The organism is Rhodospirillaceae bacterium (assembly GCA_040219235.1).
Taxonomy (GTDB): Bacteria; Pseudomonadota; Alphaproteobacteria; order Rhodospirillales; family Rhodospirillaceae; genus WLXB01.
The window spans coordinates 1,177,820-1,195,977 of the sequence record JAVJSV010000011.1; the positions used below are offsets into that span (position 1 = coordinate 1,177,820).

At 55.3% G+C, this 18,158-nt stretch carries 15 protein-coding genes; 7 read left to right on the forward strand and 8 right to left on the reverse strand.

Annotation, left to right across the window (positions count from 1 at the left end):
- Window position 1 precedes the first annotated feature (1 nt).
- The 6 genes from RIC29_09465 to RIC29_09490 all read left to right on the forward strand — a co-directional run bounded on the left by RIC29_09465 (window position 2) and on the right by RIC29_09490 (window position 6,703).
- Window positions 2-1,090: a M48 family metallopeptidase gene (locus RIC29_09465; protein MEQ8735141.1), complete on the forward strand. Its 1,089-nt coding sequence runs from the start codon at window positions 2-4 to the stop codon at window positions 1,088-1,090.
- 130 nt (window positions 1,091-1,220) lie between these two features.
- Complete coding sequence (locus tag RIC29_09470; protein MEQ8735142.1) at window positions 1,221-1,364, forward strand: hypothetical protein; 144 nt, start codon at window positions 1,221-1,223, stop codon at window positions 1,362-1,364.
- 229 nt (window positions 1,365-1,593) lie between these two features.
- Window positions 1,594-3,972 (forward strand): TonB-dependent receptor, encoded by a 2,379-nt coding sequence (locus RIC29_09475; GenBank protein ID MEQ8735143.1) that lies wholly within the window; start codon window positions 1,594-1,596, stop codon window positions 3,970-3,972.
- A gap of 3 nt (window positions 3,973-3,975) precedes the next feature.
- Window positions 3,976-4,647: a VOC family protein gene (locus RIC29_09480; GenBank protein ID MEQ8735144.1), complete on the forward strand. Its 672-nt coding sequence runs from the start codon at window positions 3,976-3,978 to the stop codon at window positions 4,645-4,647.
- A 59-nt stretch (window positions 4,648-4,706) separates the two neighbouring features.
- Window positions 4,707-5,240 carry a VOC family protein gene (locus RIC29_09485; protein ID MEQ8735145.1) on the forward strand — a complete coding sequence of 178 codons (534 nt, stop codon included), beginning with the start codon at window positions 4,707-4,709 and terminating at the stop codon, window positions 5,238-5,240.
- Window positions 5,241-5,263: 23 nt separating this feature from the next.
- Window positions 5,264-6,703: a M24 family metallopeptidase gene (locus RIC29_09490; protein ID MEQ8735146.1), complete on the forward strand. Its 1,440-nt coding sequence runs from the start codon at window positions 5,264-5,266 to the stop codon at window positions 6,701-6,703.
- A gap of 39 nt (window positions 6,704-6,742) precedes the next feature.
- Here the strand turns inward: RIC29_09490 and RIC29_09495 are convergent, their stop codons facing one another.
- The 3 genes from RIC29_09495 to RIC29_09505 form a co-directional block, all read right to left on the reverse strand.
- Complete coding sequence (locus RIC29_09495) at window positions 6,743-7,402, reverse strand: response regulator (GenBank protein ID MEQ8735147.1); 660 nt, start codon at window positions 7,400-7,402, stop codon at window positions 6,743-6,745.
- 259 nt (window positions 7,403-7,661) lie between these two features.
- Entirely contained in the window at window positions 7,662-8,270 is a 609-nt protein-coding gene (locus tag RIC29_09500) for a pyridoxamine 5'-phosphate oxidase family protein (GenBank protein ID MEQ8735148.1), read from the reverse strand.
- Window positions 8,271-8,339: 69 nt separating this feature from the next.
- The gene (locus RIC29_09505; GenBank protein MEQ8735149.1) at window positions 8,340-8,954 is read right to left on the reverse strand and encodes a glutathione S-transferase; all 615 of its coding nucleotides are present in this window, start codon (window positions 8,952-8,954) and stop codon (window positions 8,340-8,342) included.
- Window positions 8,955-9,091: 137 nt separating this feature from the next.
- Between RIC29_09505 and RIC29_09510 the strand changes: the two genes are divergently transcribed.
- Window positions 9,092-9,985: a LysR family transcriptional regulator gene (locus tag RIC29_09510; protein MEQ8735150.1), complete on the forward strand. Its 894-nt coding sequence runs from the start codon at window positions 9,092-9,094 to the stop codon at window positions 9,983-9,985.
- Between the two features lie 174 nt (window positions 9,986-10,159).
- Here the strand turns inward: RIC29_09510 and ligA are convergent, their stop codons facing one another.
- From ligA to ftsZ, 5 genes are all read right to left on the reverse strand, one after another.
- Window positions 10,160-12,259, reverse strand: a complete 2,100-nt coding sequence (gene ligA, locus RIC29_09515) for an NAD-dependent DNA ligase LigA (GenBank protein ID MEQ8735151.1) — start codon at window positions 12,257-12,259, stop codon at window positions 10,160-10,162.
- A gap of 22 nt (window positions 12,260-12,281) precedes the next feature.
- The gene (gene recN / locus RIC29_09520; GenBank protein ID MEQ8735152.1) at window positions 12,282-13,958 is read right to left on the reverse strand and encodes a DNA repair protein RecN; all 1,677 of its coding nucleotides are present in this window, start codon (window positions 13,956-13,958) and stop codon (window positions 12,282-12,284) included.
- A gap of 12 nt (window positions 13,959-13,970) precedes the next feature.
- Window positions 13,971-14,810 carry an outer membrane protein assembly factor BamD gene (locus RIC29_09525; protein ID MEQ8735153.1) on the reverse strand — a complete coding sequence of 280 codons (840 nt, stop codon included), beginning with the start codon at window positions 14,808-14,810 and terminating at the stop codon, window positions 13,971-13,973.
- Window positions 14,811-14,920: 110 nt separating this feature from the next.
- Entirely contained in the window at window positions 14,921-15,931 is a 1,011-nt protein-coding gene (lpxC, locus tag RIC29_09530; protein ID MEQ8735154.1) for a UDP-3-O-acyl-N-acetylglucosamine deacetylase, read from the reverse strand.
- Window positions 15,932-16,256: 325 nt separating this feature from the next.
- Entirely contained in the window at window positions 16,257-18,050 is a 1,794-nt protein-coding gene (gene ftsZ, locus RIC29_09535) for a cell division protein FtsZ (protein MEQ8735155.1), read from the reverse strand.
- Window positions 18,051-18,158: the final 108 nt, after the last annotated feature.

Here is an 18,158-nt window from a genome sequence, read left to right on the forward strand (position 1 = left end):
CGTGACGCCGACTGGTCGATATTTCGATGGCCAGACTGCGCGGCCCTATGTGGTCGATATCCAGGTCGCGGGGCTGGGTGTTGAAATTCGCGGCGTTGACTGCGATCTTAAAACCACCTGGCGTTTCGTAGATGTGCGCTTGCTTGAAGCCCCGGAAGAAAACCGACCGGCTGTGATTACCAATGAGACCGTAGAGGGCGCGCGCCTAACCTTTACAGACGCCAAGTTGTATCGCGCGATTGCTGCTTATGCACCGTTGTCCGCACCGGGCCGAGTCTTCCTCAGCACCGCATGGCAGGCTTTGATCGGCTGGACCATTGCTGCTATTGCCGTGGTTGGCATCGTGGCCTGGGGTTATCCCCGTTTGGCCGAGCCTGCTGCCTTTTTTGTACCGGATACCTGGCGCGCAGCCTTGGGCGCGCAGGTGATTAAGGCGATGACGGCGGACAGAAAGGTGTGTTATGCGCAGCCAGGTCGAACGGCTCTGGATGATTTGACCGCCCGGCTTGTGGCGGCAGCACCGAGCAGAGAGCGCCTGAAGGTCAGAGTGATTTCGGGAAAGCCCGTGAATGCGTTTGCTGCGCCCGGCGGAGAAGTTGTTCTGTTCGAAGCGCTGATCTTGCAAGCCGAAGGGCCTGACGAAGTGGCTGGTATTCTGGCTCATGAAATTGGTCACGTTGTGCATCGTCATCCAACGGCGGGTGTGATCCGTGGTATCGGTTTAGCAACGCTGGTGCAGTTTATGTTTTCTGGTATTGGGTCTGATAACATTGCTGCAGCAGCCCAAATCTACGCGCTGACATATAATCGCGAAGCCGAGACTGAGGCTGACCTCACAGCTGCTGAAATGCTACGCCGTGCGGGCATGTCTCCGCATGGTTTGATCACTTTTTTTGAACGGCTTCAGGCAGAAGGGCGAAGTGGCGGTGACGAGGGTTTTTTCAAATACTTTTCTAGCCATCCTGCTCTGGGCGATCGCGTCGATCGCCTTTCATCAGAAACGCAGCAAAAGAAGGCTCCGGCATTAACAGATGATCAGTGGCGGTCTCTTCGTGCGATTTGCGGTACGCCTGAGGGCGAAGAAACCTAGTTTGATGCATGCATTCTCTGCTGCAAGTCTTTTGTTCTCTGGCTGAGCATTGTATGGGTCGCGCCCTGGTCAAAGGACGATAGACGGCGCATTGTTAGGCTAACAGATGATCAGTTGAGGGGCACGCAACATGAGCAATAATTCTGACGACTTTTTGGATGGCCCGGAAATCGACCGCCGCGATTTTTTTGCCGGTATGGCGCAGGCATTCGGCGCCGGAACAATAGGCGCCGGTGCGGTATGCTGTTCATGCCTCATGAATGACCATTCATGAAAAAATAACATATTTTTACTTACTGCCAGTGAAAATCAGGATGCAAATTGTCCGCGCGATAGTGATCCTGCCTGAAAATATAACTATGCGACCAAATATATCTATTTGTACTATTAAAAAAATTTGTATCGTTAACTATAAAAATTTGTACCATTAACAAGATTATATCAAACTCAGAAACGGTTACTGCCATATTTACGATAATGGCAGGCTTGGGAGGGCCAAAGAAATGCTGTCACGTAAGAGAATTCTCAAAACCACAGGCGTGCTGTTTGCCGTATCGGCGATCGCCGCATCACCTGAGGGCTTTATCGCGTCTGCCAAAGCCCAACAGCTTGCCTTAGAAGAAATCGTCGTCACCGCGCGTCAACGCAGTGAGTCGATTCAAGACATTCCCATTTCCATCACGGCCTTTACCGCTGCTGATATGGATAAGCGCGGCATCGTCTCGATGACAGATGTGGCCTTATCCACCCCCGGTTTCAACTTCGAGAACTTTGGCAACTCCGGAGCCACAGCGCCTGTCATTCGCGGTGCCACTCAGGTGGCGGGAAGCATTGAGCAGAATGTGTCGTTCTTTTTCGATGGCATTTATCTGCCACGGAACTACGTGACCGATCTTGGGTTTGGCAACATTGAGCGGGTCGAGGTCGTGAAAGGCCCACAAAGCTCGCGCTATGGCCGTAATGCCTTCATGGGGGCGGTCAACTACATTTCCAAGAAGCCGACAGAAGAGTGGATGGCCGAAGGTCAATTGACGGCGGGTAGCTTCGGACGGTTTGACGCCGCGGCTGGTGTCTCTGGGGCGATCGTCCCAGACGTACTGCGTATGCGGGCGTCTGTTGATTACACCGAGTTCGATGGCAGTTGGAAAAACAGTCATCCATTCGCAGATGTTGATCTTGATCCGGGCACCAACCGCCGCCTCGGCGGCTGGGAAGACATGACGTATAGTGCTGCGCTTCAGTTCTTGCCCACCGAAGACATACAAATTGACGTGTCTTATATGAATGTCGACAAGAACCGTGAACATAGCGCTCAGAATTGGTTTGGTGAACTCAACGCCGACAGTCAGTTGATGAACTGTGGTCAGTACAACCCGGATGTTCGTCCGGCCGGCTCTGGTCTGGGCGGCGGTGGCGACTGGTTCCGCCTCTTTTGCGGTGAGTTGCCTGTCCGGTCCATCCCGATTGACCCGCGTGGTTATGCTCAACAGCTGGATACAGATTTCATCCGGGCCTCCCTCAGCTGGGAACTGACCGATGATTTCACCATGGAGTATCAATTCGGCCAGATCAAAGCTGATACCAAAACCTTTGGCTATAAAGACACGCTGCCCGGTTGCACCTTCTTCGTGCCGTTCTGTGTGTTTGAAAGCGGCCCGATTGGAGATTTCAAAACAGACTCCCATGAAGTCCGGTTTGTGTTTGATAACGACAGCAATATCGACGGTGCCTTTGGTGCGTACTATTCCAAAAGCACGGACTTCAGAACGTCTAACTTTGCAGCGCTGCCTCTTTTAACCGCAGCCCCTACGGCACCTGTTGATGTGAACGATCCAAGCGAATTCGTTTTCCAGGTCCAGTTGCTCAACATCACGACCATCACCAAGACAGAGTCCGTCTTCGGGGAACTCAACTACTCCTTCATGGAAGACCGCGCCCGCATTGGTGTTGAGGCCCGCTATTCCCGAGACAAAAAGGAAGAAGGGGAAGCCGCTTCTGGCGGTGGCACTGGTGGTTTGGGGGCTTTTGCCGGTGCGATCTTCTCAGACACCTTCACGAGCTTCACCCCCCGCGTCACGTTTGAGTACGATGTGAACGACGACAGCTTGCTGTTTGTCTCGGCTGCTAAAGGGGTCAAGTCTGGTGGCTTCAGTGCGGCGGCAACCTTGCCTGAAAACCGTACCTATGACGACGATCAGAACTGGACCTATGAAATCGGCTCCAAAAACACATTCAACGATGGCAAAGTCCAGCTGAACGCCACGCTGTTCTATGTAGATTGGACCAACGTGCAAATTCTGGCCGCCGATGAAGGCAACGTGAACCCGCTGTCCCGCAGTATTATTCGCAACGTTGGGGACGTCAGTTCCAAAGGCTTTGAATTGGATGGGGCCATTGCGGCCACAGAAAACCTCAGCTTATACGGCACGCTGTACTATGGTGATGCCAAATACAAGGACGGGACCATTGATGGCCGCTGGGGCCGCGACCCAGCCGTCTGTGATGATGTTGTGTGTAACAGCAACGGTGATATTGGTGGCAATCAGATGGAACGCCAATCCAAATTCCAAACCACGCTTGGTGGCGAATGGTCTGATGAGTTGTCCGCCGATATGGGCTTGGACTATTTCATCCGCGCTGACCTTGCTCACCAATCTAAAATGTACGGCGAGGCGGTCAACCTCTCTATCGTGCCAAGCCGCACCATCGTCAATGCAAGTGCGGGTATAGAAGGCGACGGCTACAGCGTTCAGCTGTGGGCCAAGAACATCTTTGATGAGAAGTATGTCTCTAACGCTGTCGTTCAACAGCCTAACGTGGCCTATAACGCTTACCTCGGCGAGCGGGCCACCTTCGGTATTACCCTAACGGCACGGTACTAAACGATGGTCCGTCAACGGACAGGAAAGATCGTCCGTCTCAATCGGACCGCAAGACTGATCCTGGGTGGTGGCCTTTTGGCTGCCACCCAGTTTCTTTTTGTGGCCCCCGGCACCGCGCAAGATGACTCCCAGGATGACTCTAAGGTCGTCCCGCTCATGGAGCGGGTGGTCCCCACCTCCAATCCTACGGTTTTTCAAGAGGGCATGAACCTTGCCCCGCTCGCGCGGGCCACGATTTTCGTGCGGGATATGGACGAATCCCTCAAGCTCTACCGCGATATTCTGGGCCTCAAGCCCATGTTTGATAACTATTGGAGCGGCACAGGCATCAACGCCATCATGGGCACCGAAGGGGTGGAACTGCGCGCCACCGTACTCATGGCGGGGGAGTCTGTTCAGGGTAATCTCGGGATTTATCAGTTGCACAAAGACCCAACAGAGCCGCCAGCGCCGCAACAAACAACCGACACCCGCACCGGTGATTTTGCTTTGGTGTTTCCCACCAATGACATTCATCGCCTCACGGCCGAGATTACAGCGGCGGGCTATCCCATCGTGTCACCGCCCGTCCCATTGATTATTCGCGAAGAGTACGCGGTCCAGCCGGTGGAAATGATGTTCCGTGATCCCGATGGTGTTTTGGTGAATCTCGTTCAGGCTGGCGTGCTGAAATAGGTGTAGCGATGAAGGTCCGCCCCATACACACAAGAATGTTCAAGGTAACATTCTTGTGTGTGAGTCTGCTCCTGTATCCGGTCCTCTCTGCGGCACAAGAGGTCCCCGAGGGGTATGCGGTGTCGTCGATGACCCGCGCCACCATCTTCGTGCGTGATTTGGATGAATCGCTCAAGCTTTACAGAGATCTGCTTGGCCTCACCACGCGTGTTGATACCGTTGTGGAAGGCCCGCGCATAAATGAAATCATGGGCACTGAGGATTACAGTCTAAAGGCTGTCATTCTTCAAGCGGGCGATAGCATCATCGGTAACATAGGAATTTATGAAATTATCGGTGATGACCGTGCGCCATTGCCGCCGGCCTCAAGCCGTGCTGATACGGTCACCGGCGATTTTGCCGTGGTTTTCATTACGGATGACATCGACGGCATTACGGAGAAGGTCGTCGCAGCAGGCTATCCGCTTGTTTCGCCGCCAATGGTTTTGTTTCCTAACCCCGAGGCTGAAGTGCAAACGCGGGAAATGATGTTCCGTGACAACGACGGTGTATTGGTTAATCTTATTGAACTTGGAACTCCGCGACCCTGGTAGGGTCGCTAAAAAGGACACAGGGCATGACTGATCCATTTGATCCCATCATCGACCGCCGCGATTTTTTTGCCGGTATGGCGCAGGCATTCGGCGCCGGAACAATAGGCGCCGGTGCGGCAGGTCTGCTCGGGGCGACCATGCTCGGTGGTAAAGAAGCCCATGCCAACTGGGGTCTGGTGGCGCCGGGTCCGGTTCCTGGTGAAGATTTCGATGGCCGCTCGTTGGTCAACAAGGCCCGCGCCTACGAGATTATGGAACGCGAAAACATAGATGGCATCGTTGCCCTCAATCCGGTCAACGTGTTTTATCTCGGCAACTACTTTTCCTACGAGTTACAAAAGCTGCGCGCCATTCCCAGTTTCGCGGTGATGCCACGCGATCCTAACAAGCCGTCCTTCCTGGTCGTGTCCTCATCAGACCTGTGGTTCATCGCCAATGCCGCGCGCGAGCATCCCGAGATCATCCCTTACGGATTTCCTGGTGGCTGGGAAAACTATCGCAATCCAGACCTATGGAGTACCGAGCCGGAATCCCGCAATTACATGCGGATGCCGGAAAACATCGAAGCCCTTACGGATATCGAGAAGGGCTGGTACGAGATGGAGAAGCGCTGGGAAAGCGGCAAGGCGGCCACGCCCGAATGGGGCTTGGTCCATGCGCTGCGGGAAGCGGGTCTGATGAACGGCAAAATCGCCGTCGACGATATGCGCATCGCAGATATTCTCAACACTCTGGGCCAAGACACGGTCACCTGTGTGCCGGGCGACAATACATTCCGAAAAATCCGCATGATCAAATCCGAGGTCGAATTGGGTCACATGAAGCGTGCCGCCAAAGCCAACGAAGAGGCATGCAAAGCCATGCTGTCGCAAATTGAACTCGGCATGACCAAAAACGATTTCGATAATATTTTTCTGGTTGAGGCCGCGAAGCGTGGCGCCAAGGCGATGTGGATTGCTTCGGGCACCATTGGCGGTTTCCGTCATGGTGAAGTGGTTGAAGGCCAGGCCATGATGGTGGATGCGGTCAGCCAGATTAACTTTTACCACGGCGACTTCGGTCGCACCTGGTGTGTGGGTGAGCCGCCGAAAGAGCTGCAAGAACGCATCCGTCTCACCAGCCTGGCCCGTGAGGTCGCCCACGAGGCCGTGCGCCCCGGTGTGAAGTACTCTGAATTGCAGAGCACGGTGACTGATGCTGTGAAGAAGGCCAGTCCGTCAGGCTGGAGCATGGGCGTCGGGCCGCACTCCGTGGGCCTGCAACACACAGATCAGCCTTATCGCGATGGCTTACCCTTCGTGGTGGGCGACGATCTCACGTTCCAGGAAAACATGACCCTGACCATTGATTTACCGCAGGTCGAAATTGGCTGGGGCGCGACCCATCTGGAAGATCTGATCATGGTCACCAAAGACGGTTTTGAGCCGTTGGGCACGATGGATGATCCCTTAATCATTTTATAGGTGATTATTTTGTAGGGGGTTCCATTAGGTATGCAGCGTTCAAGCGCTGCGATTGATTTTCGGCTTCGGCTTACTAGTTGCGGCTCCGGCAGGTGAGTTCGGGCGTGCCGCGTTTGTCGCGGTCGACTGTGACGAAGACGATCCATCCAAGCCAAACAGCATGGCAAAGAAGCCGGGTTTCTTTGTGTCACCGCCTGCCTTGTGCAGGGCATTGGCCTCCGAGCGGTAGTTCTGCATCGCCTTGGCCGACACTTTACCACCGAGCGCTTTCACAATGGCGGTTTCCAAGGACCCGGGGGCGACCGGCTTACGCAGAAACCCGTTGATGTCGAATTCCGCCGCCTTTTTATAAACCTTCATGCTGGTGTAGGACGTGACCACCACCACCGGCAATTTTTTTAAGCGTTCGCGCTTGTGTTCGCGCATGGTTTTAATCAACGACAGACCGCTGGCGCCGGGCAGCATCAGGTCGACCAGAACGAGGTCGACCTTGGTTTCTTCATCATCTTCCAATTGATACATAGCGTCTTCCGCATTGCCCACGGCCACGGCGCGCCGGATGCCAATTTTTTGCAGCAGGGCGCAGATGACGTCGCTGATGACCTCTTCGTCTTCGACCACCAGCACGGTGATGCGTTTGAGGTCGATGTCGATCTCGTCAGTTGAGGGGGTGTCAGTGGGAGAGAATTCAGACGGCATTTATATTATTTCGTGTTGTTAACGTGTTCATATATAACGCTTTAAGTCGCCATTTGGGCGCATATCAAGCCTGTAAAGAGACAGTTTACTCGACCTGACAAAATCGTTCACCCCTAAATGGATGCCAGATTTGATCCCGGTGTAAATCTGATTTGTAGAGGGAGGGTGATCCTTTTACGCTTACCCTGGGTGCCCCTAAAGCTACTCAGACTCCGGCCCGTGTCTCAAGTTTGGCGCTCTAACGAAATGGTCTTGGAATTCACTCCACACCCTGCGATTCTGTTAACCGTGCTTCAAGCTGTGCAATACGCGCCTGTAACGGTTCAATAAGGGCGCTGACCTCCGGTTCCGAATACCGCCGCGTGATGTGCTGCGGGCAGTTCACGTCCCACGCCTTGACCGAAAAAACAATCACTTGCTCGGGGTTGCCCTTGTAATCCGGGTCGGTCAGCCGCTCCGTCAGTGCCGGGTCGTCCTCAACCACCTGCGCTGTCCCCCAAATCTTTATGCGGCGACGGTTAGGATAGTCCATTAAAAAAATATAAGCCTTGTCGTTGTCTTCCAAATTGCCGGTGCTGATGTACTGCCGATTGCCTTTGAAATCGGCAAAGGCCAACGTGTGTTCATCCAGCACTTTTAAGAACCCGGGTTTGCCGCCCCGATGCTGAATATAAGGCTGCCCCTCGGCGCTCGCTGTCCCCAGATAAAGAGAGTCCCGCGCGCCAATAAACTGGGCTAGATCATCCGTAATGGCATCTTGCCACCCGCCTTTCTGTTCCATCTTGGCGTAAGAGTCGCGTGAGCCATTTCGGGTTTGAATGTTCTTCACTGTTGGGGTGAAGGCGATGTCGCTGACAATGTGGGTCATGATGTACTCCTGATATGCGGCCAGAGAAGAGGGGCGGCGGATGACAAACGCCAGAGCCGCCCGCTCTCTTTAAGCGGCTTCGGCGGTTGCGGTTCGTTGCATGGCTAGGAAGCCAGGCAGGTTTTCAACGCGCCTCAACCAGGTCTGAATGTTGGGGTAGGGGGTGAGGGCGACTCCCCCTTCAGGCGCATGGGCGATGTAGGTGTAGGCGGCAACATCCGCGAGGGTTGGTTTTGTATCTGCCAGCCAGGAGCGGTCCTCGAGATGGGCGTTGAGTCTTTCAAACAGAGCCGATGTCGTGGCCTTGGCTTTGTCATGATCGAGCCCGGCGCCAAACACGGTCACTAACCGCGCATCACAGGGGCCAGTTTTGATGTCTCCCGCAGCCGTCGATAGCCATTTTTGAATCTCGGCCCCGAGGATCGCATCATCCGGATACCAGCTTTTGTCGGCGTAGCGGCGGGCCAGGTAAACAAGGATTGCATTTGAGTCAGTGAGGATCAGTCCGTTGTCATCCAGCACCGGAACTTGGCCTGCGGGGTTCAGTGATAGAAAGTCAGGCGTTTTATGAGCGCCAGTGAGCAGGTCAATGTCAATGCGTTCAAAGTCCTGTCCAATGAGGGATAGAAACAGTTCAACACGATGGGCGTGTCCAGAGAGAGGGTGACGGTAAAGGGTGATCATTGTGGAAGTCCTTTTCCTTGGTTTGAGCGTGTCCGGCGATCACTGCGATCTCCTGGGGAAATGGAGTACACAATTTCTATTTTATGTATTATCCATATTAATTAGACAATATTATCAATAAAACGTAGAATATAATCATGGACACCATTAATGGTATGCGAACATTTGCCCGGGTTGTTGATACGGGCAGCTTTACCGAGGCCGCCTCCCGCCTGGGCATTTCCACGGCTTTGGCAAGTAAATATGTCCGCCAGTTGGAGTCCCGCCTCGGAGTGCAACTGCTCAACCGCACGACGCGCAGCGTTAGCCCAACAGAAGTCGGGCGCGCTTACTGGGAACGCTGTGCGTCTCTTCTGAAAGACTTTGAAGAGTTGGAAGAGTCTGTTGGAGAGCAACACGGACAGCCGCGCGGTGTTCTGCGGGTAGCGGGCTCGCGGGCATTCGGTGAAGACCTTTTGGTTCCAGCCATTGGCCGCTTTATGACCTCATATCCAGAGATATCCCTCGATTTGACCCTGGACGAACGGATGATCGATATCGTGTCCGAAGGGTTTGATGTGGCTATTCGGGTCGCCGATCTTGCGGATTCGTCGCTGATCGCGCGGCGCCTGATGCCATATCCCTATTTCATCTGTGCGTCGTCAGACTATCTCGCTGTCCACGGCACGCCCACGACACCGCAGGATTTGCTTTCCCATCGCTGCATTATCAACACTGGCATTTCCCCGGCCAATCAATGGCAATTTTCTATTAATGGTCTCACGAGTCAGGTGACGGTGCCCACCACGGCCCGCGTTAATACGGCCCGGGCAACTGCAACCCTGGTCAAAGCGGGGCGCGGTATTGGGCTCTGCTTGTATTCAACGGTGGAAGACGATCTCGCGACGGGCAAATTGGTTCGTCTATTGCGCAACTTCGAAGCTTACGACCGCACTGTTTATGCTGTCTATCCGCACAGCCAGCATCTCTCTGCTAAGGTCCGCGTGTTTGTGGATCATCTTGTCGAAATCTTTGGAAAACCGCGACCTTAAGCATGCCTTGGAACATTCTGTCGCTGTTGAGTCACAATGTTGTGCATGGGCTCGTTTCGCATTGTATTAAGTCATTGTTTTTATTGAAAAAGATAACTCGTGCATGGGCTCGTTCCAAGGTCAAGGGGGCTCGCTTTTTTTGCCGACCTTAAAAACCGCAGAAATCAGAGACTATTAAGCTTTGCCGATGAGGGCCAAATACGCGTCTTCGGTCTTGATCTTGATACCCAGTTCTTCGGCTTTTTTGAGCTTCGACCCTGCTCCCGGACCGGCCACCACCAGGTCGGTTTTAGCGGACACAGAGCCCGCCACCTTCGCGCCCAGGGCCTGTGCTCCCGCTTTGGCTTCGTTGCGGCTCATGGTCTCCAGATTGCCCGTAAACACGATGGTTTTGCCAGCAATCGGCGAGCTGCCCGTCTCCGGGGCCTTGAAGTCTTCGATGGTCAGTTTCGCTGCTAGAAGACCTGCCAGGACATCCTGGTTGTGTGGTTCTGCAAAAAAGCCCAGCAGATCATCGGCCACGGCGGCACCAACGCTTTCGATGTTCAGCAGGTCCGCATAGGCTTCGCTGTCGCGGTTTTGTGCTGCGGCCATGGCCGTTTGCAGGGCGTCCAGTGAGCCATAGTGTTGTGATAACAAGCGAGAGGTCGCCTGCCCAATTTGGCGGATCCCCAAGGCATAGAGAAAGCGGTCCAGGCCAATTGTGCGTTTGTCGTTAATCGCCGCGAACAGATTTTCGGCCGATGTTTTGCCCCAACCTTCCCGGCTCCGCAGGGGCGTCAGATTATCGGTTGCGCTATCGCGTTTTTCGAGCGTGAAAATATCCACCGGGCTTTTGATTGTGCCGTCTTCGTAAAACCCTTCGATATTTTTTGCGCCCAGACCCTCAATGTCGAAGGCAGTGCGTGAGACAAAATGCTTGAGGCGTTCCACCGCTTGTGCCGGGCAAATCAGCCCGCCGGTGCAGCGGCGCACTACTTCGCCCTCTTCGCGGATAGCGTGGCTTTTACAGATAGGGCATTTGTCTTTGAAATCGTAGCGTTCACTGTTTTCTTGTCGTTTTTCAGTCAGCACTTTAACCACTTGCGGAATTACATCGCCCGCGCGTTGAATCACGACCGTGTCCCCAACTCTGATGTCTTTGCGTTTGATCTCATCTTCGTTGTGCAATGTGGCGTTTGACACCACCACACCGCCCACGTTGACCGGTGTCAGGCGGGCTACGGGGGTCAAAGAGCCCGTGCGCCCGACCTGAATTTCGATCTTTTCAACGATTGTCTGGGCCTGTTCGGCGGGGAACTTATGCGCTGTCGCCCAGCGTGGGGCGCGGCTGACAAAGCCCAAGCGTTGCTGATAGTCCAGGCGGTTCACCTTGTAGACCACACCGTCGATGTCGTAGGGCAAGGACGCCCGCTGTTCACCGATTTTGGCATAGGCGGCCAAGGCTTCTTCCACAGAGGTACACAACTGCGTCAACGGGTTGGTTGAGAAGCCCCAGGCGTTGAGACGCTCCAGAAACACCTGCTGGCTGTCCCAGGTCAGCGGTTCTGCCTCGCCCCAGGCATAGGCAAACAGGGTGAGGGGGCGGGACTTCGTAATGCTGGAATCCAGTTGGCGCAGGGAGCCCGCGGCTGCGTTGCGCGGATTGGCAAAAACCTTCGCGCCTTTTTCTGCTTGGGCTGCGTTCAGGGCTTGGAAGTTCGGCTTGGTCATAAAGACCTCACCGCGCACTTCAATGACCTTGGGCACGTCTTTCGCAGGCCCCATGAGCATATCGGGCAGGTCAGGAATGGTGCGTAAGTTAGCGGTGATGTCTTCGCCCACCTGACCATCGCCTCGGGTTGCCCCCACCACAAAGCGTCCGTTTTCATACCGGGCCGAGAAGCCCAGGCCGTCGATTTTTGGTTCTGCGATCACCTCGACCGGCGCGGTGTCGCTGAGGCCCAAGAAGCGGCGGATCCGGGCAAAGAAATCGGCAACATCGGATTCATTAAAGACGTTGCCGAGCGAGAGCATCGGCACCGCGTGTTTGACTTTCTTGAAGCCGGACGACGGTGATGCACCGACTTTGAGGCTGGGGCTATCCTCGCGCACCAAGGCCGGGAAGCGTGCCTCGATGGCCGCGTTGCGCGCCTTCAAGGCATCATAAGCAGCATCGGAAATAACAGGGGCATCGTTCTGATGATAATGCTTGTCATGCGCGGTCATCTCAGCGGCCAACCGGGCCAGTTCAGCTTTGGCATCTTTTTCGGATAAGTCTGCGACATCCGGCAGCGATGAGTCGTGCGCCACGCGCCTAACTCCCCGTCATCAGAATTGAGGCTGCGGCCCGCGCTTCGTCGGTGACGTTTGAGCCGGCCAGCATGCGCGCGATTTCTTCGCGGCGCTCGTCGGCGGTCAGTTGCACCACGCGGGTGGCTGTAATTTTGCCGTCCGTAACTTTTGCCACACGCCAGTGGTTCCGTCCCCGTGCCGCCACTTGCGGCGAGTGTGTGACCACCAGCACTTGAACGTCTTCGGCCAGCCGCGCCAGCCGCTCGCCAACCGCGCTGGCCGTCGCACCGCCGATGCCGGAGTCCACTTCATCGAACACCATCACGGCTGGCGGTTGACTATCCGCCAGCACAACTTTCAAGGCCAACAGGAAGCGCGCTAGTTCCCCGCCCGAGGCAATTTTGTTCAGCGGGCCAGGGGGCAGGCCCGGATTGGTGGCCACTTCAAACACGGCGTGATCACAGCCGAGGGCCGACCACTCGGTGTCCGGCAAGGTTTCCAGGGCGACTCGGAATGAGGCTTGGTCCAGTTTGACTGGGGCCAGTTCCTTCGACACCGCTTTGGCCAGCGCTGATCCAGCCTTCGCCCGCGCCTTAGACATAGCTTTGGCAGCGGTTTCAAAGGCATTGCGGGCAGTTTGGTCTGCTTTGGCCAAACGAATGAGGTTGTCTTCTCCGCCTTCAACCGCAGCCAGTTTCTCTTCCAATGCGGCCAGATGATCTGCCAGATCATCGACGCTGACCTTGTGCTTGCGGGCCTCGGCTTTGAGGGCGAACAAGCGTTCTTCTGCTGCTTCCAATTCGCCGGGGTCGATGTCAAAGGCGGCTGCGGCCGCGTCCAATCCGGTTTGTGCTTCCGCCAATTCAATCGAGGCACGTTCTAAGGTGGCACAAACCGCATCCAGGCGCCCTTCAGCTTTGGTCGCCGCGCGTTCCAACTCACCTTGGGCCGTGCGCACCGCGCCATCCACATCGGCGTGTTCGGTGAGGGCCTGGCGGGCTGTTTCGATGGCCGTCAGGATCTGTTCGCCATGCCTGAGCAATGCACGCTTGGCAGCCAGGTCTGCTTCTTCGCCTGCGATGGGAGCCAGTTTGCTAAGTGTATTTACAGCGGCTCTCAGGTCTTCTTCTTCTGCCTTGGCCTCTCGCATCAGCCGCTCAGCGGCCTGCCAGGCTTTATGAGCTGCGCGCCAGGTCTCCCAGTAGCTGCGGCAGGCATTATCGTGCTCAGCGCCGCTCGTAGCGCGCCTGAAGCGGTCTAGAACACTGATATGGGTCGCTTGATCCATCAGTCCGTGGGCATCGAACTGGCCATGGACTTCAACCAGGACATTTCCGGCCTGACGCAACAGACCGACACTCACGGATTGATCATTAATATAGGCTCTGCTGCGACCGTCTTTGCCCACACTGCGGCGCAGGACAATCAGGTCGTCGTCGAGGCTGATGTCGTGTTCCCCGAGCACCTTGCGCGCCGGGTGGTTTGCAGGAATATCGAAAACTGCGGTGACTGTGAGTTTCTCGGCTCCGGGTCTGACCAGTCCGGCATCGCCGCGTTCGCCTAAGGCCAAGCCGAGCGAGTCCAGTAGAATCGATTTGCCAGCGCCAGTTTCCCCGGTAAGCACACCAAGACCTTCGGAAAACTCAAGATCGAGCTTATCTATAAGTACAACATCGCGAATGGTCAGCGAGGCAAGCATGATCCAGGCGTCTTACCAGATACTCCACCAGGGTTTTTCGTCTTCAGCGGCCTGAACCTCTGCAGCTCGGCGAGCCTGACGCAGTTCCCGCTCAACACCAGCCAGAGCGAAGGCATCTTCGTACCAGTCACTGCCCGGGTAATTGTAGCCGAGGATGGCGGCCGTCCGCTTGGCTTCAGCCCGCAGCCCCAAGGCTGTGTAGGTCTCTGTTAAACGGTACAGAGCTTCTGGGGCATGCGTGGTGTTGCCATAGGACTCAACCACGTTCTTGAAACGGTTGATGGCGGCCAAATAGTGCTGGCGGTTTAAATAAAACCGTCCCACCGCCATCTCTTTACCGGCCAGGTGATCGCGTGTGAGATCGATCTTCAGCCGCGCATCGCGCGCATAGGCGGTGTCAGGGAAGCGGGTAATAACATCTTCCAAGGCGACCAGTGCCTGTTGCGTCATGTCCTGGTCCCGCTGCACGTCGGAGATTTGCTCGTAGTAGCAGAGCGCTTTGAGATAATAGGCATAGACGACATCACGGTTGCCAGGGTGCACTTGAATAAAGCGGTCTAAAGACGCCGTGGCGTCGTCGTATTTGTTGTTCATGTAATGGGCGTAGGCTGCCATCAACTTGGATTTTGTGGCCCAGACTGAATAGGGGTGCTGACGCTCGACTTCATCGAAATACAGAGACGCATCCCGGTAGCGGCCATCTTCCAGATATTCTGTGGCCTGACTGTAAATTTCGTAGACCGTCAGTTCCTGGTACTCAAGCTCGTCATCTGAGGCGCAAGCTGCCAGGGCTAAGACGGCAACAGCCGCCGCAATCTGCTTTAGTCTGAATGGTGTGTCACAAAGGGCCATAGTCTTCAAACGCGCTCGTAAAAGGGAGGTGAGTATATCATCGCCACTGACCATGTCAGCAGCTTAAGAGTCCATGTCAGTCGGTTAGGGTCCCAGCCACCAGATTAGGATTATTGGGCTGCGGCCTGGCGCTCTAGGGCTTGGTTCCACGTTTTTGGGCGATTAATGCGCCCGTTTTCCGGCATATCCACCAGATCCCAGTTGCTGTCTTTGGCAAACAATTGACGCAGCAGATTTGCCGTGTCCGCATGGCTCGAGCAGGTGCCGTGGAAATGACCGATAATTCGGTGCCCAGTGAGATACAGGTCACCGATGGCATCCAGCATCTTATGGCGCACAAATTCATCATTATGGCGCAGGCCATCTTCATTGAGCACGCGCTCGCCATCAACCACGATTGCATTCTCAAGGCTGCCGCCGCGGGCTAAGCCGGCTTCACGCAAGGCGGTCACATCGGAGAGAAACCCGAAAGTGCGGGCCTTGCTGATTTCGGTTTTGAAGACATCCGTGTCGATATCAAAGGTGCACGACTGCCGTCCAACAGCTTCAGCAGCGAAGTCAATTTGGAACTCTAGCGTGAGTCCATCTTCTGAGGGTGCCAGCGAAACTTCTTTGTTGCCATTGCGATAAACGATGGGCTCAAGGATACGCAGTACTTGCCGCGGTACATCTTGGTCGGCCACGCCGGCGCATTCGATCAGAAAAATAAACGGTGCGGCGCTGCCGTCCATCGCGGGAACTTCAGGTCCGTTTAATTCGACCAGGGCATTATCGACTCCCATCCCATAAAACGCGGCCATAAGATGTTCGACGGTGGCAACGCTGATACCATTTTCATTGGCCAGCACTGTGCACATGCGGCTGTCTGCGATCCGATCCCAGCGCGCTGGAATCTCTGCACCGCCGCCGACGAGATCAATGCGTTTGAAGACAATGCCTGTATTGATGGGAGCCGGGTGTAACTTCATCGCGACCCGTGCTCCAGAATGCAAGCCAATTCCACTACACCCAATAGGTGATTTCAACGTGCGTTGGAGATTGGTGGCTTTCGGGAGGTCATTGGGCGTCGCGTTGCCAAAGGCACCAGAAACGGTGCGAAGTGCGCGGACGTCAGGGGACATAGATCACCGGTATTAATTGCAACAAAACGATATTGAGGCACACGTCTGCGCCCGTACATCCACTATATAATGTAGTAGCAACCCCAATTAGTCCCTGCAACTCAATCATTGTTGCAGATTGTAATGCTTTGACAAGTAAAAACTTTTTGGCTTTAGGCTTCAAAAAAATGTGGCATTTGTATGGATATATTTAGCGGGTGCCAGGCAAGGGGCTAAAGCCTTAATAATCATAAGAAAAGGCCCGCCTTTCAGCGGGCCTTTTCCCCTCCCGTTGGTGGCCCGTCCCCCTCAGAGGGCCACCCCCACGGATCGTGCCGGTTTTGTCTCAGTTGGCCTGCCGACGGAGAAAAGCAGGGATTTCCAGCTCTTCTTCATCATGTGAGGTGACAGGCCGATCTGCCGGATTAACCGAAATCGCCAAGTTCGACTGAGGTGCTGGCTCTGGCCGGGCAATCGTTTTTGCCAGCGGTTTTGGCTCAGGCGCTGCTGGAGCAGTCGCTTGTACCTCAGATTCTGGCTTGCCTTTGGCGAGGCTGCGATAGCGGCTGAACAAGCTCAATTTGCCACCGTCCTGCTTTGGAGTGCCTGACGTCAAAGGTTTTGCTGCTGTAACGGGTGCTTCAGCTTTTGAAGCCGCGAGTGGCGCAGGCACTGGAGCAGGTTCAACAGCGGGCATTGCCTTTGGCATAACCGGTGCCTTCGGAATGAAGGTATCAGTCGGCAAACGAGGCTGTGTTGACGTTGGTTTCGGCTTGACCGCTGGGGCACTTGCCATGGCTTCGGCAATCTCATCTGTCTGAGCGACCGGAGCGCTAGGCGTTGCACCTTGGGGCGCGCTTTGGCGGGTCGATTGTGCAACCCGAGCGGCCAGGTCCAATTCTTCAGCTGGGGGATGGGTGGTTGAACTGGCGGGGGCAAGTGTTGCGCTCGGGGCGGCTGCGTAGTTTGCTGCCGGGGTCGCAGCAGGTGCGGTCGCAGATCCGTGTGCGGTTTCGCCAGCGGACGCTATCTGACCACCACCAAAGATCGCATTGGCCATGGCTGCTGGCCTGTGCGCCGGCGTTTCCGTTCGAGAGTGCACGGTCCGATCAGATACCGCTTTGGTTTCATCGCGGATCAACACGGGCTTAGGCATGTGTCCTGACATCGCTTCGATGCCGGTGGCCACAACAGATACGCGGATACGGCCTTCGAGGCTTTCATCGAAGCAGGACCCGAAAATGATATGGGCTTCTGTTTCGACTTCGTCTCTGATGCGATTGGCGGCTTCATCGACTTCAAACAATGTCACATCAGACCCGCCGGTGATGTTGATCAACACACCTTTGGCACCGCGCATGGACGTGTCTTCCAGAAGGGGATTCGCGATGGCGGCTTCTGCTGCTTCAATGGCGCGTTTTTCGCCTTCAGCTTCACCGGTGCCCATCATGGCTCGGCCCATTTCCATCATCACCGTTTTGACATCCGCAAAGTCCAAGTTAATCAGACCCGGCATCATCATGAGATCGGTGACGCTGCGCACACCCGAGTACAGAACGTCATCAGCCATCTTAAAGGCATCGGCGAAGGTCGTCTTTTCGTTGGCCACCCGGAACAGGTTTTGGTTCGGAATAATGATCAGGGTGTCAACGGATTGGGCGAGTTCTTCAATGCCAGCTTCGGCGATGCGCATGCGGTGCACACCTTCGAACTGGAACGGCTTGGTCACAACGCCAACGGTCAGAATGCCAAGCTCGCGGGCGATGCGGGCCACCACAGGCGCTGCACCTGTGCCGGTGCCGCCACCCATACCAGCGGTCACGAAGGCCATATTTGAGCCTTCGAGATACTGGCCGATCTGCTCAATGCAGTCTTCCGCCGCATGACGACCGATGTCAGGGCGCGCCCCGGCACCAAGGCCAGACGTAGTGTCTGGGCCCAATTGAATGCGACGATCAGCCCGCGACAGCGATAGAGACTGCGCGTCTGTATTTGCGACAACGAATTCAACGCCGTCTAGGGCGCTCTCGATCATGTTGTTCACGGCATTTCCGCCACCGCCACCAACACCGACAACAGTTATCTTTGGTCTCAGGAGCGGTTCGGCCCCTGTTTTCGGAACACTAATGTTCAAAGTCATACCTTCCTCCAGGTTTGTAGTCTTAAGCTCGAATGGACGTTGATGGTCGGTTTCCCCGATCCTTTTCTAGGACGTGTATGCGGATATGTTCCCGCTTTGATGATCCTA

Excerpts from the sequence above, each read along its gene's own strand:
- recN (MEQ8735152.1), bottom strand. The coding sequence starts at position 13,958 with ATGCTTGCCTCGCTGACCATTCGCGATGTTGTACTTATAGATAAGCTC.
- RIC29_09525 (MEQ8735153.1), bottom strand. The coding sequence starts at position 14,810 with ATGGCCCTTTGTGACACACCATTCAGACTAAAGCAGATTGCGGCGGCT.
- RIC29_09480 (MEQ8735144.1), top strand. The coding sequence starts at position 3,976 with ATGGTCCGTCAACGGACAGGAAAGATCGTCCGTCTCAATCGGACCGCA.
- RIC29_09495 (MEQ8735147.1), bottom strand. The coding sequence starts at position 7,402 with ATGCCGTCTGAATTCTCTCCCACTGACACCCCCTCAACTGACGAGATC.
- RIC29_09500 (MEQ8735148.1), bottom strand. The coding sequence starts at position 8,270 with ATGACCCACATTGTCAGCGACATCGCCTTCACCCCAACAGTGAAGAAC.
- lpxC (MEQ8735154.1), bottom strand. The coding sequence starts at position 15,931 with ATGTCCCCTGACGTCCGCGCACTTCGCACCGTTTCTGGTGCCTTTGGC.
- RIC29_09510 (MEQ8735150.1), top strand. The coding sequence starts at position 9,092 with ATGGACACCATTAATGGTATGCGAACATTTGCCCGGGTTGTTGATACG.
- RIC29_09470 (MEQ8735142.1), top strand. The coding sequence starts at position 1,221 with ATGAGCAATAATTCTGACGACTTTTTGGATGGCCCGGAAATCGACCGC.
- RIC29_09505 (MEQ8735149.1), bottom strand. The coding sequence starts at position 8,954 with ATGATCACCCTTTACCGTCACCCTCTCTCTGGACACGCCCATCGTGTT.
- ftsZ (MEQ8735155.1), bottom strand. The coding sequence starts at position 18,050 with ATGACTTTGAACATTAGTGTTCCGAAAACAGGGGCCGAACCGCTCCTG.
- RIC29_09475 (MEQ8735143.1), top strand. The coding sequence starts at position 1,594 with ATGCTGTCACGTAAGAGAATTCTCAAAACCACAGGCGTGCTGTTTGCC.
- RIC29_09490 (MEQ8735146.1), top strand. The coding sequence starts at position 5,264 with ATGACTGATCCATTTGATCCCATCATCGACCGCCGCGATTTTTTTGCC.